Source organism: Neobacillus sp. PS3-12 (assembly GCF_030915385.1).
In the GTDB taxonomy this organism is placed as follows: domain Bacteria; phylum Bacillota; class Bacilli; order Bacillales; family Cytobacillaceae; genus JAEVLT01.
In genome coordinates this window covers 3853421-3871948 of the sequence record NZ_CP133268.1, presented here as the reverse complement: position 1 = coordinate 3871948, position 18528 = coordinate 3853421, and the positions used below count along the sequence as shown (strand labels likewise).

The 18528-nt window shown below is 35.2% G+C and carries 19 protein-coding genes and 1 riboswitch; of the genes, 9 read left to right on the top strand and 10 right to left on the bottom strand.

Annotated features, from left to right (window positions below; translation table 11 throughout):
* Positions 1–15 precede the first annotated feature (15 nt).
* Positions 16–1704 carry a peptide ABC transporter substrate-binding protein gene (locus RCG17_RS19645; RefSeq protein ID WP_308171775.1) on the bottom strand — a complete coding sequence of 563 codons (1689 nt, stop codon included), beginning with the start codon at positions 1702–1704 and terminating at the stop codon, positions 16–18.
* Between the two features lie 208 nt (positions 1705–1912).
* On the opposite strand from RCG17_RS19645, the gene RCG17_RS19640 reads away from it, so the two are divergent.
* On the top strand, positions 1913–2266 hold the full coding sequence (locus RCG17_RS19640; RefSeq protein WP_308171774.1) for a DUF3899 domain-containing protein: 354 nt from the start codon (positions 1913–1915) through the stop codon (positions 2264–2266).
* A gap of 168 nt (positions 2267–2434) precedes the next feature.
* Positions 2435–3424 (top strand): tryptophan--tRNA ligase, encoded by a 990-nt coding sequence (gene trpS, locus RCG17_RS19635; protein ID WP_308171773.1) that lies wholly within the window; start codon positions 2435–2437, stop codon positions 3422–3424.
* A 72-nt stretch (positions 3425–3496) separates the two neighbouring features.
* On the opposite strand, the gene RCG17_RS19630 is transcribed toward trpS, so the two are convergent.
* The 4 genes from RCG17_RS19630 to RCG17_RS19615 form a co-directional block, all read right to left on the bottom strand.
* Positions 3497–4243: a YjbA family protein gene (locus RCG17_RS19630; RefSeq protein WP_308171772.1), complete on the bottom strand. Its 747-nt coding sequence runs from the start codon at positions 4241–4243 to the stop codon at positions 3497–3499.
* A 131-nt stretch (positions 4244–4374) separates the two neighbouring features.
* Positions 4375–5166: a DUF2268 domain-containing putative Zn-dependent protease gene (locus RCG17_RS19625; RefSeq protein ID WP_308171771.1), complete on the bottom strand. Its 792-nt coding sequence runs from the start codon at positions 5164–5166 to the stop codon at positions 4375–4377.
* A gap of 112 nt (positions 5167–5278) precedes the next feature.
* Positions 5279–6517, bottom strand: coding sequence for a beta-ketoacyl-ACP synthase II (gene fabF, locus RCG17_RS19620; protein WP_308171769.1), 1239 nt, complete (start codon positions 6515–6517; stop codon positions 5279–5281).
* 88 nt (positions 6518–6605) lie between these two features.
* Positions 6606–7538: a beta-ketoacyl-ACP synthase III gene (locus tag RCG17_RS19615; protein WP_308171768.1), complete on the bottom strand. Its 933-nt coding sequence runs from the start codon at positions 7536–7538 to the stop codon at positions 6606–6608.
* Positions 7539–7746: 208 nt separating this feature from the next.
* Between RCG17_RS19615 and RCG17_RS19610 the strand changes: the two genes are divergently transcribed.
* The 4 genes from RCG17_RS19610 to RCG17_RS19595 all read left to right on the top strand — a co-directional run bounded on the left by RCG17_RS19610 (position 7747) and on the right by RCG17_RS19595 (position 11021).
* Positions 7747–7980, top strand: a complete 234-nt coding sequence (locus RCG17_RS19610; RefSeq protein ID WP_308171767.1) for a hypothetical protein — start codon at positions 7747–7749, stop codon at positions 7978–7980.
* Positions 7981–8185: 205 nt separating this feature from the next.
* Complete coding sequence (locus tag RCG17_RS19605; protein ID WP_308171766.1) at positions 8186–9874, top strand: sensor histidine kinase; 1689 nt, start codon at positions 8186–8188, stop codon at positions 9872–9874.
* Entirely contained in the window at positions 9874–10509 is a 636-nt protein-coding gene (locus RCG17_RS19600) for a response regulator transcription factor (protein WP_308171765.1), read from the top strand. Before RCG17_RS19605 ends, RCG17_RS19600 begins: the two co-directional genes overlap by 1 nt.
* A 329-nt stretch (positions 10510–10838) precedes the next feature.
* On the top strand, positions 10839–11021 hold the full coding sequence (locus RCG17_RS19595; protein ID WP_308171764.1) for an anti-repressor SinI family protein: 183 nt from the start codon (positions 10839–10841) through the stop codon (positions 11019–11021).
* Between the two features lie 667 nt (positions 11022–11688).
* Here the strand turns inward: RCG17_RS19595 and RCG17_RS19590 are convergent.
* Positions 11689–11817 (bottom strand): anti-repressor SinI family protein, encoded by a 129-nt coding sequence (locus RCG17_RS19590; RefSeq protein ID WP_308171763.1) that lies wholly within the window; start codon positions 11815–11817, stop codon positions 11689–11691.
* A 28-nt stretch (positions 11818–11845) separates the two neighbouring features.
* Positions 11846–11928: riboswitch (cyclic di-GMP riboswitch) on the bottom strand.
* A gap of 269 nt (positions 11929–12197) precedes the next feature.
* Between RCG17_RS19590 and RCG17_RS19585 the strand changes: the two genes are divergently transcribed.
* The gene (locus RCG17_RS19585; RefSeq protein ID WP_308171762.1) at positions 12198–12974 is read left to right on the top strand and encodes a metallophosphoesterase; all 777 of its coding nucleotides are present in this window, start codon (positions 12198–12200) and stop codon (positions 12972–12974) included.
* A gap of 238 nt (positions 12975–13212) precedes the next feature.
* Positions 13213–13323, top strand: a complete 111-nt coding sequence (locus RCG17_RS19580; RefSeq protein ID WP_308171761.1) for an anti-repressor SinI family protein — start codon at positions 13213–13215, stop codon at positions 13321–13323.
* 303 nt (positions 13324–13626) lie between these two features.
* On the opposite strand, the gene RCG17_RS19575 is transcribed toward RCG17_RS19580, so the two are convergent.
* A complete protein-coding gene (locus RCG17_RS19575; protein ID WP_308171760.1) occupies positions 13627–14319 on the bottom strand; it encodes an ATP-binding protein in 693 nt (230 codons plus the stop codon).
* A 467-nt stretch (positions 14320–14786) separates the two neighbouring features.
* Between RCG17_RS19575 and RCG17_RS19570 the strand changes: the two genes are divergently transcribed.
* Positions 14787–15080 (top strand): hypothetical protein, encoded by a 294-nt coding sequence (locus RCG17_RS19570; RefSeq protein WP_308171759.1) that lies wholly within the window; start codon positions 14787–14789, stop codon positions 15078–15080.
* A gap of 94 nt (positions 15081–15174) precedes the next feature.
* Here RCG17_RS19570 and RCG17_RS19565 read toward each other — a convergent pair whose 3' ends face one another.
* The 3 genes from RCG17_RS19565 to RCG17_RS19555 form a co-directional block, all read right to left on the bottom strand.
* A complete protein-coding gene (locus tag RCG17_RS19565) occupies positions 15175–15531 on the bottom strand; it encodes a DUF5658 family protein (protein WP_308171758.1) in 357 nt (118 codons plus the stop codon).
* 165 nt (positions 15532–15696) lie between these two features.
* Positions 15697–16707 carry a nucleotidyltransferase family protein gene (locus RCG17_RS19560; RefSeq protein ID WP_308171757.1) on the bottom strand — a complete coding sequence of 337 codons (1011 nt, stop codon included), beginning with the start codon at positions 16705–16707 and terminating at the stop codon, positions 15697–15699.
* Between the two features lie 18 nt (positions 16708–16725).
* Complete coding sequence (locus RCG17_RS19555; RefSeq protein WP_308171756.1) at positions 16726–18528, bottom strand: ABC transporter ATP-binding protein; 1803 nt, start codon at positions 18526–18528, stop codon at positions 16726–16728.

Below are 18528 nucleotides of genomic sequence, written 5' to 3'. Positions count from 1 at the left end.
AACAAAAATTGTCTATTATTTGTAGACCTTGATATATTCGAAACTATAATCAGAATAAGGATTATGTTGCAGACCTTTTACTTTTGGATTTACTAATAGGTTCACAGAACGTTGATAAAGTGGTGCTAATGCAGCATCATCTTCTAACAAGATTTTCTCAGCCTGTTGAAGTGCTTTCCAACGCTCATCCGATTTAGCTGCCAAAGTAGTTTGGGCATCTTTAACCAGCTTATCATATTTTGGATCACTGTAGCTCATGTGGTTTTGACCGCCACCTGTTAAGAATAGATCCATGAATGTCATTGGGTCAGCGTAGTCTGGTCCCCAGCCGGCATGCAATAAATCATAATCTTGTTTGTCTTCACGGTCAATACGGATTTTGAACGGTACACTTTGAATATTAACCGTTAAGCCAGGAAGAGTCTTCTCCAATTGGTCTTTAATGAAAGCATCCTCTTTCTTAGCTGTTTCAGTATCCTGCCCAACCATAGTGAACGTTACAGATGTTTTTCCTAATTCTTTCAAACCTTGATCCCAAAGCTTTTTCGCTTTTGTTTTATCTGTTTTCAGATAATCACTAGCGCCGGCGCCACGGAAGTCTTTGCCGTTATTAAACGCAAATTGCTTCGGTACAATGAAGTTAGCAGGGATAGAACCATTGGATAAAACGTTATTTGTATATGCTTTCTTATCTACTGCTAAAGCAATCGCTTTACGAATATTGACATTTTTCAATACAGGATTATTCTCGTTCATCTTTAACCACCACATTGATGGCTCTAGATATTGTACTAAGTCTTTTGTACCCTGATATTGTGAAATGATCGCGGATGAAGCAAGTCTTCCAGTGATATCAGCTTGTTTTGCTTCATATGCGTTCACAGCTGCTTGTGGATCTTTTACAACGTTAAAATTAGCTGTTTGCAATGTAACATTTTTTGCATTCCAGTAATCTGCATTCTTTTCTAATGTCCATTGGTCAGCAGATGTGCCGTCCCATTTAGTCAATTTAAATGGACCACTGTAAAGCAGGTGGGCAGCATCTTTTGCATAGTCTGCGCCTTGTGATTCTACATATTTTTGATTTTGCGGATAGAATGCTGTAAATGTTAATAATGAATCAATATATGGAAGGGCTCTTTCTAACGTGATTTCCAATGTATAGTCGTCAATTGCTTTAACGCCTAGAGTGGAAACCGGTGCTTTACCTTCACTGATTGCAGTTGCGTTTTTGATTTTATCTGTCATCATATATGGACCATATGGTGATGCAGTTTTAGGATCAATTGCCCGCTGCCATGAATAGACGTAATCCTTTGCAGTTACAGGGTCTCCGTTAGACCATTTGACATTCTTCTTTAAACTAATAGTTAATACTGTCTTATCAGCATTAAATTTAGGTTGTCCTACAGCATCATCTGGAATTGCCTTAGTACCTGTCTGATCCAAGCGGTATAAACCTGAGGTTACCTGAGAAAGAATTTCGCTTCCAAGAACGTCTTGGTTCATAACACTGTCCATGGTTGGAATTTCGGCAGTTTCCAAAACATTGACAGCTTGTTTGTCTGCCAGTTGCCCAGTAGTGCTCTTACTAGTGTCCTTGCTTGTGTCTTTATTGGTACTTGATCCACCCGAACAAGCGCTTAAGAACATGCTAGCAGCTAGTCCCGATGCTAGAAGTAGTGAATATTTTGACTTTTTCAACTATGTAGACCTCCTTTTATTTTTCTGAAAAATTCTACAATGCTAATTATACATTTTTAGAAAAACTTTGTACATTAGTTTTTTAAAAAAAGTTTACATGTTAGAAACAATATTTACATTTTCATTCTTAACCTTTATGGTATAATTTTAAATACCATTTTCATTGTTCAAATCCCGTTTTATACACTCGGAATTGGAGGTTTTCACCATGAAAGTGCCTTTGAAAAAAATTGGGATTTTTTTTATTATACAACTTTCGATCTTTATCACATCACTACTTCACAATAGTAAAGTAACTTTGATGAATTATATCAATATAACGTTTTACTTTGCTTCTGCATTCCTTTTAAGTGCCTTGCTGATCTATGTGATTCATGCTGGTTTTTTTGATATTGTTACAAAAGGATTCACAAAGGCTTTCTCAAGGAACAACGAGGACATAAAATTAGCTGAAATCACCCCTTTATCCAAACTAGTAGCTATCAGTCAAAAAGCATTATTCATACATGGGCTTCTCCTATTTATATGTATGGTTGTTGCCCTGATTTTATATTATGTTTAGCATGCTTGATTACAAATATTCATTTCATTATAATAGTAACTAGTTAAATCATTACTACATAATGGAACAGAGTGACTCGAAGGCGAGTAATTTAGGGTGGTACCGCAACGACCATTCGTCCCTATAACAAGGATGGATGGTTTTTTATTTGACTTAGGAGGTTATATAATGGAAACGATTTTTTCTGGAATCCAGCCAAGTGGAATGCTGACGCTTGGAAATTATATCGGTGCATTAAAACAGTTCGTTGAACTTCAGGATGAATACAACTGCTTTTTCTGCATCGTCGATGAGCATGCCATCACGGTCCCGCAAGACCCAAAACAGCTTCGAAAAAATATTAAAAGCCTGGCAGCTTTATATCTGGCAGTAGGTATTGACCCTGAAAAGGCAACGTTATTTATTCAATCCGAAGTTCCTGCACATGCCCAAGCGGGATGGATGATGCAATGTGTTGCTTACATGGGGGAGCTTGAACGAATGACCCAATATAAAGATAAATCGGCCGGTAAAGAGTCTGTTCTTGCAAGTTTATTGACCTACCCGCCATTAATGGCAGCGGATATTTTATTATACAGTGCGAACGTTGTGCCTGTGGGCGAAGACCAGAAGCAGCATATGGAATTAACACGTGACTTGGCTGAAAGGTTTAACAAAAAATATAATGATATCCTCACAATCCCTGAAGCAAGGATTCCTAAGGTTGGGGCAAGAGTGATGTCTCTGCAGGAACCAACCAAAAAGATGAGTAAATCTGATACAAACAATAAAGGTTATATCTCTCTGCTTGATGATGCGAAACAAATTGAAAAGAAAATTAAAAGCGCTGTTACCGATTCTGATGGCATTGTAAAATTTGACAGAGATAAAAAACCAGGCGTATCAAATTTATTATCGATCTACTCCATTTTGGAGGGTAAATCCATTCCGGAACTTGAAGAGATGTATCACGGTAAAGGCTATGGTGAATTTAAAGCAGATTTAGCTGGCGTTGTTGTAAATGCTTTAGCTCCCATTCAAGAAAAATATTTTCTGTTAATAGATTCTAGCGAACTTGATGACATTCTCGATGAAGGTGCGGCAAAAGCAAACAGAGTAGCTGGCAAAATGCTTAAAAAGATGGAAAATGCAATGGGATTAGGAAGAAAAAGAAGATAAGCGCCTTTCGTTCCAATCAACAGACAAAGTTAAAAGTCAAAGCCTGACCGCTAATTTTCGGTCAGGCTTTTGTTAATTTACTTTTGAACCGTGTTCCATTTCCCATAATTTTTCGAAAAACGGCTGTCCTTTTATAATGTCTTCACAAAAGTTTTCATGCTTAGAAGACCAGCCAAACTTAATTTCATTAAATAAACAATCCCACGCATCCTCAAATTGTAATTCCTGAATTGCTGAATAACGCTCAGGGCACCACTCCGTGTACCAATAACGAACCTCTGCCTCATTTTTGGTCGTATGCAATTGATCAAGTGCCATAAACAATAACTGCTTAAGCTGGCGCTCTTTTCTGGTCAAACCATTCATTAAACTAGGTTCAGGAGATAAGATATGAAAGTCTTTTTGCATTTGCTTCTCATTAAATTTGTATTCCGATATTTCATGGTTTTCAATCATTTCATAGACTAATTGTTCCTGCCTTGGAATGAGCCTGCTTTTCCTAATTGGAATGGAATATCCGATCGTATCAATTGCCAAAATTCCAACTCCATCTGTTACAACAAAACAGTATTCCAATTGAACACGCTCATGATTTTTCCTTAAGTACGCTTTTTGAAAAACATCATTTAAAAGCTGCTGAGGTAATTCTGACAAATCATTTTCAATATAATGAAATAAAATCGGACTAATTTTTAAAAGAGGTACTTGGTCTAACAGCTCAACCCCGTCATCTTTCCGCCATTCGTGAAAGTGGCAAACATTGTAACCATTTTCTTCCCCTTCAAACCAATTGACCCAAACATCATGAAGATACAACATTACTCAATCCCTCACTTCAAGAAACTATTTGTATTTGTCAATCAGTATGGGCAGAGTTGAGTTAAATTATTCCTTTACAGATAGTTAAAACCATTTAGTATTAGCGGATACCAACGGCTCTTTTTCTAATATTATTCCATTTTATAGTTTGTTTCGTTAATCAGTTTTCTTGCGGAAAGTGAAAATGATTTTTTTGTTGAATAGGAATGTTTTTGATAATAATCTTGAACGATTGAAAATCCAGCCGCATATCCTGCCAAATGGGGGAAACGGCCATTCCCGTATAAAAGATCATCATGAAGTTTTTCCTTTTTCTTAATAGAAAGATGGTCTTTTAAAAATCTTCCCCATATCTGGTCTATTTGTTTCCCTGTGTACATCGTACACCAATCTGCTAAATAGTCTTTTCCGCAATTCTTTAACACTGCATATTCAGCCAGACCTTCTATTATTATGGAATCTAATAGTGAATATTCTTGTACATTTCCTTTTAATTGGTTTAATCGGCATACATGGTGGTACTCATGAACGAAAAGGGCTTCTAGTTCCTTTTCGTCCACTTCAGATGATAAAAATAAAAACATCTTATTAGTAAAAGATACCCCTGATTTAGACCGATCCGCTTTTCTAAACAAACCCCCACTCTGATCAATTGGAAATAAAAAGACGGGGATTTCGGGGCCTTCCCATTTGGCTTTATATGAATGATAAATTTTATCCATCTTTGACCATGTTTGGTCATCAAGCATTTGATTAAAGGCAACCCAGCTGGCCATTGAAGGTTTGTACATTCCAAATAGCATTAACTCACGATATACCTCATTTCCGTTTTGCTTCTTAAAATAGGGAGTCAACCGTTCACATAATTTTCTTGGCTGGTCAAACTCCTTCTGCATCCACTGATCAGTTGCAATGATCCCCATATTCCCACTCCATTTGTGCCATATTCTATGGATAGTTTATGAATGGGAAATTGATTCGGTTAACACGATAAAAAAACCTGACTCTTATCAAGCCAGGCTTAGTTTGAAAACATTATTGATATTTTTTCAATACGATTGTTGCGTTATGTCCGCCAAAACCAAGCGAGTTGCTCATCACTGTGTTGATGGCTTGTGGTCGGGCAGTATTTGGTACATAATCCAAATCACATTCCGGATCTGGAGTTTCATAATTAATTGTTGGAGGAAGAATGCTGTCACGGATTGCAAGCACTGAAAAAATAGCTTCGATTCCGCCAGCTGCTCCCAGCAGATGGCCGGTCATTGATTTTGTAGAGCTCATAGCTAATTTATAAGCATGATCTCCGAAAACTTCTTTCACAGCAGCCGTTTCAAATTTATCATTGTATTCTGTACTTGTTCCATGGGCATTGATATAGTCAATTCCTTCTGGAGCGATTCCAGCATCGTTTAATGCCATCTTCATCGCCCTAGCTCCACCTTCACCACCTGGAGCAGGTGCGGTAATATGATAAGCATCACCCGTTGCACCGTAGCCAACGATTTCTCCATAGATTTTTGCACCGCGTGCTAACGCATGCTCAAGCTCTTCAAGCACGACAATTCCCGAGCCTTCACCAATAATAAAACCATTACGATTTTTATCGAAAGGACGGCATGCTGTAGCTGGGTCAGGATTATTGGAAAGAGCAGTATTTGCACAGAATCCAGCAACAGACATTTTTGTGATTGGCGCTTCTGCCCCGCCGGTGATCATTGCATCTGCATCCCCGCGCTGGATCACTTTAAATGCATCCCCAATCGAATTAGTACCAGTTGCACAAGCTGTAACCGTACATGAATTAAATCCTCTGGCACCCAGCATGATCGACACCTGACCAGTTGCCATATCAGGAATTAACATAGGTACGAAAAACGGACTTACTCTTTTATATCCTCTGTTTTGAAATATTTCAAACTGTTGTTCAAAGGTTTCCATTCCGCCAATTCCAGAACCAATCCAAACCCCTACGCGATGGGAGTTCTCTTCATTAATAGTTAGGTTGGCGTCCTTTACCGCCATTTGTGCTGCTGCAACAGCAAATTGTGTAAAGCGATCCATTTTTCTGGCTTCTTTTCGCTCCATGTAGTCTTCTGGATTAAAATCTGTTGCTTCTGCTGAAACTTTAGCGGGATATTCATCTGCATTTACCCTTGTTAATGGTCCGATACCAGATTTCCCAGCAAGAATATTCTTCCATGTAGTCTCAATATCATTTCCAAGCGGAGTGACAGCACCTACTCCCGTCACCACTACTCTGCGCTTTTCCATTTTGTGCATCTCCTTATTTGCAAAATTTATGTTTTTTTCATAACCTTCGATTTGCACTTTGATTCTTTTTCCTTCGTGTTAAGCTCTATTATTTTCCCCAGCGAATCGCAATAGCTCCCCAGGTTAGTCCGCCGCCAAATCCAACCATGACGATGACATCATCATCTTTGATTTTTCCAGCCTCTATTTCTTCGACAATGGAAATGGGAATCGATGCCGAGGAAGTATTTCCATATTTATTAACAGTTTTGGACATTTTTTCCTCTGGTACCTCAAGTCTTTGTCTTGATGCCTCCATAATACGAATGTTAGCTTGATGTGGAATAAAGAAATCAACTTCATCCTTAGAAAGTCCTGATTTTTCCAGCACATTGATACAGCTTTCACCCATTTGCCTGACAGCGAACTTAAAGACTTCTCGTCCATTCATAATAATATATTCATCCTGATAGAGGTGTTTTCCTCCTGTTCCATCTGCTCCAAGATCAAAAGCAAGAATACCTCTATTTCCAGACACCGGTCCAATAATAGCAGCACCTGCCCCATCACCAAATAGAACGGCAGTATTACGGTCATTCCAATCCGTAATCTTTGAAAGCTTTTCAACACCCACTACCAACACATATTTATAAGCATTTGTTTCGATAAACTGTTTCGCAGTAATAATTCCATACATAAATCCGGCACACGCAGCACTAATATCCATTGCAGCCGCTTTTTTCGCCCCAAGTTTTTCTTGAAGCATACAAGAAACAGATGGAAATGGACGGTCAGGTGTTACCGTTGCAACAAGGATTAAATCAATATCTTCTGGTGCAATATTGGCATCTTTAATCGCTTTTTTAGCTGCTTCAAAAGCCATATCGGAGGTATTTATATCGTCTCCTGCAATTCGCCGTTCCTCTATACCAGTACGAGTTCGAATCCATTCATCTGATGTATCCACTCTTTTTTCAAGATCAGCATTAGTAACAACATTTTCTGGTACATATCTGCCAATTCCTACGATACCGGCGTTCATACACCCATCTCCTTTAAATATAAAAAATAGTAATGGTCTATTTCATTTAGTTTATTATCAATTATTATGACTTGGTACTAATTTTATCAATGATTTTATTTTTAAGCAACCATTATTCCTCTTTAATATCCGCATTTAACTATACGATTACTAAAATTGTACATATTCTATCTACAAGAAGACATTAATAAAGGAGGAAAGCTTTCAAATGGAGGAAGATGAAAAACGAGGGAACCATTTTTCAGAAGATCCATTTACGAGGATGATGTTTGGATCAAAAGCTATGGATACAAACAAGGAGAATCAGCCCGATCAAAATTCATCTAATGATTACGAAGAATTAATGAACAGCATTGATCAACTTGTCGAATCTGCAAAAGGTTTAAAACCATACTTCCAAAAATTTTACCCTATGATCGAACAATTATGGAAAAAGAAATGAAGAGGATGTTTTTTATCATCCTCTTTTAAATATTCCTTTATCCTCTAAATAAAAAACGGAGAAGTTTTTTGCAAAAATGGTAGAATTCAGGCGGTTTTTGTTCTTAATTGTGGATATTTATATAAGGTTACCCCCTTGAATATAGTATTTATAATATAATACACTTTAAATATACCCGTTATAAAGAACTATGAGGTGTGACCCTTTGTTCAATAAAAAAATGATTACATATGAGAACATTTTACCAATATACAGAATTCTTTCCTGGTTTTTTACCTCTCTCTTTTATTTGTTAGGTGACCCGTTCTGTAAACAATATTTACATTTAACCGTCATTATAGCGCTGCTTATTTCTGGTATCATCATCATCTGGCTATACAAGCTGGCCCATTCACACAAATTAATGACCATTTTATTACTAATCTTTGAAACAGTTGGGATATGCTTTCTCTTAATCCCCACAGGTACTCTTAACAGCCCATTTATTTGGTACGCAATTAATCCTGTCATTATTGCAGCTAGTTTTTTACCCATTTACTATGGTTGGATTATTTTACTCATCTATTCATTTACTTCGATTATTGCTTTCAGTCAGATTACTGGAATTTCGATTGGAACAGAAACATTTGAGGATAATGCTCATATATTTTTGCTTTTTATTCTCATCACTTTAGCTGTTCAACTGTTAACCTATGTGTCAAAGCAATTGAAAGAGAATAATACGCTGCTAAAAAAACAAAGTGCTGAACTTGAAGTAATGAACAGTAAATTAGTGGAGGCAAACAAAAAAAACGAAGAGTTTCTTGATCATTTTGTTTCGTTATACAAAGTTACTGAATCAATCACATCCCAGGAAAAACCCGAAAATGTCATAAAAACTTTTTCTGAAATTTTATGGCAGTTATTCCAGTGCAACTCAGCTTTTTATTGGTTGCCCCCGCTTAAGGGTGAAAAGCAATCACTCGTTATAGTGTCAGAGGCAAATGAAACAGACTGTCCAGAATTACTAAAAAATCAAATCTATTTCCATTGGCTTAATTCTAATTTTAATGACGCTCCAAATGAAATAAATATTGTAGATAAAGAATATTTAGTAGTGCAAGTTTCCTCTTCAACCGTCAATTATGGAGTCATGGGTTTTGAACTGGAAAATGCAAAAAACCCAACTGGATTTGACTTAAAAACGCAATTGAAGTTCTTGTCAAATCTATTTTCTATTTTTTTAGACCGATTTTTTTATGAAGAATTGAATGATAAACTTCTGCTTTTTGAAGAGCAGAATCGGATTGCCAATGAAATCCATGACAGTGTTTCGCAAAGACTCTTTAGTATCGTCTATGCTATCCATGCGATGAAACGAAATACTGACTCAGAAAATTTCAATGAGCAACTTAATCTCATTGAACAATGTTCCAGAACTGCTTCTCAAGAATTAAGAAAAGTTATTTATCGCTTAAGCTCTAAGAAAAATAAAGCCAATCAGTTCACAATGAGTCTACAAACGTACTTAGAGCAAATTTCAAAATTAAATAATGCAGATATTCGCCTTCATGCAGAGGAAGAAGTAGAAAATCTATCAATTGGCAAAAAGCAAATGGTTTTAAGAATTATTTCCGAATCCGTTGGAAACGCCTTGCGGCATGGAAATGCCAGTACAATTGAAGTGAAAATTAAAACCGTAAAGAATCAATTTTATTTAATTGTCCATGACAATGGGACTGGATTCGATTTAACAGATGAAGAGACAAACCCTGGATTAGGTTTAAGCAATATTAAGCATTTAGTGAACAATGTGAATGGCCATATTCAGTTGGAAAGTGCAGTGGGTAAAGGTACAAAAATTACCATCCACTGGTCCCACCAATCAGAAGAAAATGTTATGGAGGTATCTTAATGACGTCGATATTCATTGTTGATGACCACCCGCTTGTTAGAACGGGCTTGATTTCTTTGTTTTCATTCGAAGAGGATCTTTGCTTTATAGGTGAAGCAGCGTCAAATGAGGAAGCTTTGAAAGAAATAATTGAAAAAAAACCAGATATAGTCCTCGTTGATTTAAGACTTGGGAATGAGTCGGGGTTTGATTTAGTGAAAAAAGTATCCTCTAAAAATGTAGCCGAATGCAAATTCATTGTCTTAACATCCTCAGCCCATTTGGCAGATTTTCAAAAGGCAAAGGATGTTGGGGCACATGGATATATATTAAAAGAAGCTTTACCTGAAGAGTTGTTATTTGCTATACGTCTCGTATCCAGCGGAAGGAAATATTATGATCCTGGAATTATGGAGCTAGTGTTGGGTGATAGTGACGAAGATGATTTTATCAGTAGTCTGACTCCGAAAGAGATGGAGGTTTTAAAGGAACTGGGTTCAGGTCTATCGAACCGAGAGATTGCTTCGAAGCTGTTTATTTCGGAAAATACGGTTAAAAAGCATGTTAGTCAGGTTCTCGATAAACTTCAACTATCGGATCGCACGCAGGCGGCTTTGTTTGCTAATGTTAAGGGGTTGGCTGCATTCAAGGTTTGAAAACAAAAAAGTATAAATGTGACTGCTCTCTACTTTGCAGGCGGTCACCTTTATACTTTTTTTTTGCAGTTCAATAGAATTTAAATATGTATTCATTAAATATTACTTCTTTCGATCATGCATTTTCTAACCTTTTTATTCCATCAAGAAAGAGTCATTCATTATTTTAAAAAAACCCTTATGTAGGATCTGAAAAATGGATACATTAAATTAACCTTTATTCATTTATTTTATTTTTCACTTGATTTTCATTTATTTTTAAATTACCTTTAAATTAAATGGCATCAATTATGTTTCGAAAATATTGTTTAGGGTAGTTTCAATCTTACATGAATTTTGAATTCTGTATTCACGATAAATCGTTTTTAATGGGGAGGAAGTATGAAAAAAAAGAGACAGATCTTCCTAAAGAATGGGTAGAGTTAGTAAAGCAAGCAATGGAATCGAATATTACTAAAGAAGACTTTAAGATTTTTTTAGAAAATGAAAAAGAGAAAAGGAAAAACAAATAGGTCTGACAAGTTTAGACTTGACTTTTCGTAAATGTAGTTTTGGTAAATAAATATCACTTTTTGAAAGTTTAGATTCTTTGAAGAATAGATATGCCTTTATATAAAGCAAATTTTTGGTATATAAAGGCCTCTTGGTTCCTATGAACATACCATAAAAGCATCATTTTGTTAAATAAGCAATTTTTGAGGAGAAAAATTATAATAATTTTTAAAAATCCTAACATTACTTGCAGGATTTTTTTGTTTTTTAGATGGAATTATTGAGACTTACTTTTGTCGTGGTGTAATTATTGCTGCAGACTATATTAAGAAGTTGAATCTCTAAAGGTGGTTATAAGTGGTCAATTGTTTATTAAAAAACCAGTACTTTTGTTTAATAAATTTATAAGTGTTAGTTGCTTTCATTATGTTTGAACTAGGCTCAAAACATCTTAAGTGAAACAAGGCGTTCGTCCAATCCAGCACCACATAATCTGTATCCTCGAATACCATTTTGCATCTATTGCAAGGGATCTGTTCCATAAATATACCTTCTTATTTTTACATTTTCATTTTGAAGTCTTTTTCATACTTTTTAGTATTTAATGTGAATAATCTTGTTCAAATACAAAAGTCCTAAAGATACTCAATTAATAGATGAACTTTCAAAATATTAATTAAATAAAAACTAGGCCTTTTGACAATTTTTATTTAAAAATTCTTTAATTTCATCAATTGAGATTCCTAATTTTCGAGCCTCTATCATGAGGTCCAACCATTCTTTGTCTAGTTCTTTTTCATTAACATCTGTAGTCACAGTACTGCCTCCTAAAATAGATACTATTTTAGGCAACTCAGCCATCATAGTTAAAACCTTAGACCTGTAGCTTTGCGTCCCAATCTTTCAAATGGTTTGCCCTTTTCTAAATAATGTAAAAAATACTAGTTTAATAGTACTATAATCCTTTAATTAATTGAAGTGTATAAATTCCAAAAATTTCGACAATATGTACCGAGATTAGAGATTTTGTCGTACTTCGATGAAAGTATTTTAGTGTATATTAAGACATTACATAGTATATAATCAAAATATTCGAAAGAGAGGTAATTACTATCCAAACTGATAAGAAACAGATTAATCGTCGCACTTTTCTAAAGAATACCGCCAAGACGTATTTAGGCTTTGCTGCAGCCTGCATGCTCACCGGAACCTATTCATATAGGATCGAAAGGTTCTGGTATCAAATAAACGAAGTTCAGTTAAAAATTAATAACCTGCCTAGTGTTTTTAATGGATGGAAAATAGTTCAATTTAGTGATACTCACTTAGGCTTTCACTATGGTATTGAGGATTTAAAATCTGTTATAAAAATCATTAATAATTTAAATCCTGATATCATTTTCTTTACTGGAGACCTTATTCAAATTGGGAATAGCAATCCGGAGGTCTCTATTCCATTGCTTCAGGAATTGAAAGGACACCGTGGCGGAAAATGGGCAGTAATTGGAAATCATGATTTCTATACAAAGAATCAAATCATAAATGTCTTAGATTCAGCAGATTTTACTGTCCTACTTAATAATCACGATTTTATTGAATCCAACCACCAGCGACTTTATATAGCAGGAATTGATGATGTTATGTATGGTAATCCAAGTTTAAAAAAGTCGGTCGAGGGCCTTTTGGAGGAAGATTGTGTTTTATTACTCGCCCACGAACCTGACATCGCAGATGAAAGCAGTAAATTTCCCATCAGTGCACAGTTTTCTGGACACTCACATGGTGGTCAGATAAGAATACCTCTTTTTGGTCCAGTAATCCGTCAAGATTGGGCAAAAAACTACGTGAGCGGTATCTATTATGTTGGTGAAAGAAGAATGCCTTTGTATGTAAACAGGGGAATTGGCACTACAAAATTTCCTCTTCGCTTTTATTGTCGACCTGAAATAACTGTGTTTCATTTAACAAATTAACTTTCAAATATTCAGCATATTGCAGATTTTAAGTAGATTGGCGGAAACCTAGAATATAAATACAATTTTTATCTATTTTTGCAAAAATTTGTCTAATTGTATTTATTTAGTTTTTGGAATCTTTATAGTACTATAAACCTAGCAGAATATTATTTGAAAGTTTAGAATGTTTGGGATGAGTAAAACTAAACTACTATAGGTAATCTGCTAAGACCATACACAAGCGGAGGGCAAGGACGTGGATAATGAGGAATTATTAGACCAGGAATGGGTAGATCTAATTTTGGAAGCATTAAATTTAGGATTATCAGTGGATGAGATTAGGAATTTTCTAAAACAATCTCAATAGTTTATCTTTTTTATTAGGCTTGAGCCTGTATATTTTTTATATCAGTATAAACTATATTGTGAATACATTCACATTATTCTTTTTAGGTCAGGATCGTTCGCTTTATCAAAGTAAATAGCGGTTAGATATGGATGGAAGATTAACTCCGCTCATGTATAGTATGGCAAATGACTCCGCCCATCCTCTAAAAAAATTATTCCACCTATGAGAACTTGAACTAAGTAAGGTCTATTTGCTTTTATGCCTTTCCTGACCTGTTATTTTATTTGATAATAAAATTCAAATGGATTTAAAACGATCATTTTATTTTTGAACTGGGAAAGTAAGTAAGAAAGTTGTTCCAATCCCTAATTCACTGGTTACTTCAATAACACCCTCCATATTTTTCACAATACTGAAGGTTAACATTAAACCTAGCCCTGTGCCTTTCTCCCCTTTGGTCGTGAAAAATGGTTTCCCAAGTTGTAATAATTCTTCTTCACTCATCCCGGCCCCTGTATCTTTAATTTCCATATATAAATACTCATTGTCATCCCAGGTACGAATGGATAAAATTCCGCCTTTTTCCATAGCCTCAATCGCATTTTTGCATAAATTTATTAAAAATCGCTGAACTAAGGAACCTTCACCTTGTATAAATTGATCAGTATAACTACTGAAAAACATTTGAACCATGCTAAGATTCGCGAGTGGTTGAAGAGTACTTAACACTTTTGTTATTTCTTCACATAAATCAATATTTTTTAAATTATTAAAATGTGGTTTGGAACATGTTAAGAAATCTCTAAGAATGCTTTCTGCACGATCAATCTCAGAAATGGCGATTAAAGCATACTCTTTCTTTTTTTCTTCGTTAAAATCACTGGAAGTAATCAGTTGCAAAAAACCTTTTACAGCCGTCATTGGATTACGAATTTCATGTGCCAGGGCTGAGCTGATATATGGCATGCTTTCTATTTTTTCTAAATTCAAAACTCTTTGATTGATTGTTTTCAACTTTTTTCACCACCAAGGAAGCATTTTTTACTTTTCTTATAACAATATTCGACTAATTTATTGAATTTTCTGCCGTTTCTATATTGAATTTCTAGAACAGAAAAATTTTAAAAAGATTATGCTTTCTTAACTATTACTTAACTATTTGAAAATAAAGCGATATAAAATAGTATAATTATCCTACTATTTACGTATTTCGTCCCATCCTCTCGTCAAATATCTTCACTATAAAGAACAAAAATAGTTGTCTGTTCAATATACTAAACGGGTATGAATGTATATTTTACTTCCTTACGGAAAATTATAATCAAAATAACATTCTTTTTAAAGAACAATAATTCGACAAAATTCTTTTATCTTGTTTATTAAGAAAAAAATGTCACTTAAAAAAAATAATTGTTCGTTATAAAGGATTTTTTGTTCTTTTATAGAAATAATTATGTATCAATTAAGTGGGAAGTGATTTTTTGGGAGGAGAGAATATAAAGTTTAAGATAAAAAAATATGATGATTCAGAAGAAAAAATTGATATGGTGTACAGTTCCTTAAAATATTACGGAAGGCCGATAACCATTGAAGCAGAAAATAATCCTAAAGGATTATTGAAAGAGAAAAACATACTTTCTAATTTTTACATTCAATTAATTAAAGATCAAAAAGATATGATTAAAGAGCAGCAGGACCAAATTAAAACATTAAATGAAAGAGTCCAGATGTTTGAGAAATTACTTTTTAACTTAAAAATGAAAAGTCGGTATTAAACGATTGCTATAAAAGCGAATTTTAAGGCAAGCCAACTGGCCGCCTTTTTTTGTTTTTTTATATAAAATTGAATAATTCCTTAGTAAGTGTGTTTTACTCGTTGACTAAGGAAACAATCCATCTCGTATGTAAAATCATTAACCACATATATATAAGAATAGTAGATCCCAAGAAAAGTCTCCATTTTAATATGTTTTTGGGTTGTATCTTAAGAAACACTACAATGATTAGAAGTAAGAAACTAAAAAGCAGCTTTACTCCAATAAATAGAAGCGGATTTACTTGCCAAAGAAAATTCATGATCGGATTTGCTTCTCCAATAGCTTTTAATTTAATTCCCCCTGCTGTTGCTAGTGCATCTATTACATTTAGAAGCGCAATTACAATGAAATAACCTCTCATATTATCTTCATTTTCCTTCTTTAAGAATTTCGAGCCACGAATCTTCATTCAAACCTTTATTTACTAATATTGTTTACGATTCTTTTTAAAGTAAATGATATACGTATAAAGAACAATAAAAATCGCAACTTCTATTCTCTATTACATGCCAAAATTAATGTAAAAGAAGATTAGTGGATACCTAAAAAAATTAAGCAATAATTAAAAACTAATTTACTTTAGCAGTCTTCTTTTAGAGGTAAACTTTGTCGTTATTTCATGTCCCCATTGAGTGATCTCTATTAAACTATGACGGACTGAATCGAAGCTTAAAAATTGATAATCAAAAAAATCGGCATATAGTTTTAATCCTTTTACTGGGCGGTACTTCCATAAATTTTTTTTCTTTCTAATTGGAAGTTTATTCAAATCATTTAAAAACGGGAATTCTTGATAAACAATTGATAAGGTCCTAGCCATTCTTTTCCGTGTCTGATGAGAAACAGCAAGTGTAAATATTTCTTGATAATCAATCTCAAGATTATACTTTTGTAGAACTTGAATAATATCGATAAAATACTTCATTGAATCTAAATTATGCCGCCAACCATGCAGAACGATCATATAAAAAGTATGATTGGGTGATAACTCCAATACATGTGAAGAGCCAGCAACGGATTTTGCTTGCGCCCAAAGGTCATCAATTTTAAATTTGGAAGTGTTATCTCTCACTATACTCCAATGGATTTCCACCACTAATGGGAACTGAGAATAGGGTATTGGCTTACTAAAACTGCAATGGAAGTGTCCTGGAATTTGCTCTTCCTCGACAGTAAAGCCTAGCGTATGAATCAGTTGAATCACTTTTTCAAGGTCTCTACTTCTAATCAGCAAATCAATATCCGAAGTAACTCTTGCCCCGATATCACCAAAGAATTCCTTTGCAAAATAAACTCCTTTCAATGGAATGACATCTATCCCCAAATCCTCAAAAGCCCTTAAAATTTGATCCGTTTGATTTTTAATAAATAAGTTTTGATAGAGCCCTTTTTCGTATCTTTCTTTTAGCCAAGCCTGAAAGAAGGATGGGGTTTGTTCCAGCCTTCCCTGTTGCTTTAGTAAAAAATATATTTGTGATTCGATTCCATCAAGGTAAATATCATTTAAGGCTTTGTGATAGAAATCTTTATCCTTTGGCAAAGGTTTCGTTGAATTATAAATAGCACGTACGAAATCAATACTCATTTTTCCACTTCTCCTTCTTTATTTTAAAACTGCCGCCATATGCTTATTTTTTTTCGATGTAAAAGAGGTTGCATTAAGATTCTGATATAATCCTCTTTGTTTGATTAATTCCTTATGTGTACCCTGTTGAACAATTCTTCCGTGATCCATCACCATAATCAAGTCAGCGTTTTGGATGGTCGATAATCGATGAGCAATGACAATGGTCGTTCGCCCTCTCATCAATTCATCTAATGCTTCTTTTACGTAATATTCTGTTTCCCCATCCAGAGCAGAGGTCGCTTCGTCCAGCAAAAGAATCGGGGCATCTTTTAAGATTGCTCGGGCAATCGCCACACGTTGTTTTTGTCCGCCAGATAACTTGATCCCGTTTTCGCCGATTTCGGTATCATACCCTTTCGGAAGTGACAAGATGAAGTCATGAATTTCTGCACTGATGGCCGCTTCGACCATTTCTTTTTCCGTTATATTGGGACGGGCAATCAATAGATTTTCGCGGACCGTTCCCGAGAATAGAAATGTCTCCTGTGGAACATGGGCAATCGAGCTGCGCAATTCTGAAGCCGAATATTCCTGAATTGGCTTACCGCCAATCCATAATTGTCCTGATTGCGGCCGATAGAAGCCTTGTAATAAATTAAACAAGGTGCTCTTTCCCGCTCCGCTTGGACCAACTAAGGCTGTTACCTTTCCGGCAGGAATTTGTAAATTAAAGTTTTCGAGCACTGGCTGATCTTCTATATAGCTAAAATGAATATCTTGGAGCACGATTTCCCCTGTGTTATGTAATGGAGGTGTAAAAGTTGGCAACTCTTCGTGATCAGCCTGTTTTTCCAAAACATCCATCACTCTTTCAAGGGCAGCAACGGAACGTTGAAATCCGGCCCAGACATTTGCCATACCAGTGATCGGATAAAACAAATGATTCACCAGGTTGAGAAATGTTAACAAAGCACCGACGGATAAATTCCCTTTTGAAACAAATAGAGCACCAATGGTCAAGTTCAGAATAAAAGTAATCGTACCGACAATCGATTCTCCCGCCCCATACCAGCTTTGCAGTTTGGCATTTTGCAGCTCCAAGTCGAGTAATTCCTTATTTTGTTTGACATATTTACGATATTGCTGTTTTTCAAGGGTAAAAGACCGAATCACGGTAAAACCGTGGAAAGTCTCATTTAATAGACTATTAATCTGGCCTATTAAATGATGAATCCTTCGGCCATTTTTTCTTAGGAGCAATCCGAATAGGACCCCAGATAAGGCAGCAATCGGTGCAATCAACAAACTTATCAGACAAAGAGTCAAATTGACATGAACCAAATAAATAAAGACGACAATGTAGATAATTGGCAATCGAACGAGACTTATAAGGCTACTGCCAATCACTCCATCAATGCCATGTATATCATTGGAAAAATGGGACATTAATTCCCCAGAACGATAATTGGAGGTATATTTTGCCGGCAGTCGAAGGACATGGTGAAAGAAGTGGTTTTTGAGATCCATTTTTACGCCATTGGTGGCAATGATATTAAAGAAAGTATACATAACATTGGAAAGGATACTCATTCCAATTAGAAATGCACAATATGGAACGAATGATAATATTCTCTGATAGCCGCCATGTATAGCCGCATCGGTAATCTCTCCGTAGAACTTAGCAAAAGCAATGGTTAAATAGATATCCACCCCTAATAAAACGAGAATAAACACATAAGATTTCCAGTGCCTCAGTATAAATGGCAAAACGACTGAAAATGTTCTGCGTATATCGTTCATCGAAAAATATTGTTTTAATAGGGATTTAATCTGCTCCAT

Excerpts from the sequence above, each read along its gene's own strand:
- RCG17_RS19600 (WP_308171765.1), top strand. The coding sequence starts at position 9,874 with ATGACGTCGATATTCATTGTTGATGACCACCCGCTTGTTAGAACGGGC.
- RCG17_RS19640 (WP_308171774.1), top strand. The coding sequence starts at position 1,913 with ATGAAAGTGCCTTTGAAAAAAATTGGGATTTTTTTTATTATACAACTT.
- RCG17_RS19615 (WP_308171768.1), bottom strand. The coding sequence starts at position 7,538 with ATGAACGCCGGTATCGTAGGAATTGGCAGATATGTACCAGAAAATGTT.
- RCG17_RS19555 (WP_308171756.1), bottom strand. The coding sequence starts at position 18,528 with ATGGAGCAGATTAAATCCCTATTAAAACAATATTTTTCGATGAACGAT.
- RCG17_RS19610 (WP_308171767.1), top strand. The coding sequence starts at position 7,747 with ATGGAGGAAGATGAAAAACGAGGGAACCATTTTTCAGAAGATCCATTT.
- RCG17_RS19585 (WP_308171762.1), top strand. The coding sequence starts at position 12,198 with ATGCTCACCGGAACCTATTCATATAGGATCGAAAGGTTCTGGTATCAA.
- RCG17_RS19560 (WP_308171757.1), bottom strand. The coding sequence starts at position 16,707 with ATGAGTATTGATTTCGTACGTGCTATTTATAATTCAACGAAACCTTTG.
- trpS (WP_308171773.1), top strand. The coding sequence starts at position 2,435 with ATGGAAACGATTTTTTCTGGAATCCAGCCAAGTGGAATGCTGACGCTT.
- RCG17_RS19595 (WP_308171764.1), top strand. The coding sequence starts at position 10,839 with ATGAATTTTGAATTCTGTATTCACGATAAATCGTTTTTAATGGGGAGG.
- RCG17_RS19565 (WP_308171758.1), bottom strand. The coding sequence starts at position 15,531 with ATGAAGATTCGTGGCTCGAAATTCTTAAAGAAGGAAAATGAAGATAAT.
- fabF (WP_308171769.1), bottom strand. The coding sequence starts at position 6,517 with ATGGAAAAGCGCAGAGTAGTGGTGACGGGAGTAGGTGCTGTCACTCCG.
- RCG17_RS19625 (WP_308171771.1), bottom strand. The coding sequence starts at position 5,166 with ATGGGGATCATTGCAACTGATCAGTGGATGCAGAAGGAGTTTGACCAG.
- RCG17_RS19630 (WP_308171772.1), bottom strand. The coding sequence starts at position 4,243 with ATGTTGTATCTTCATGATGTTTGGGTCAATTGGTTTGAAGGGGAAGAA.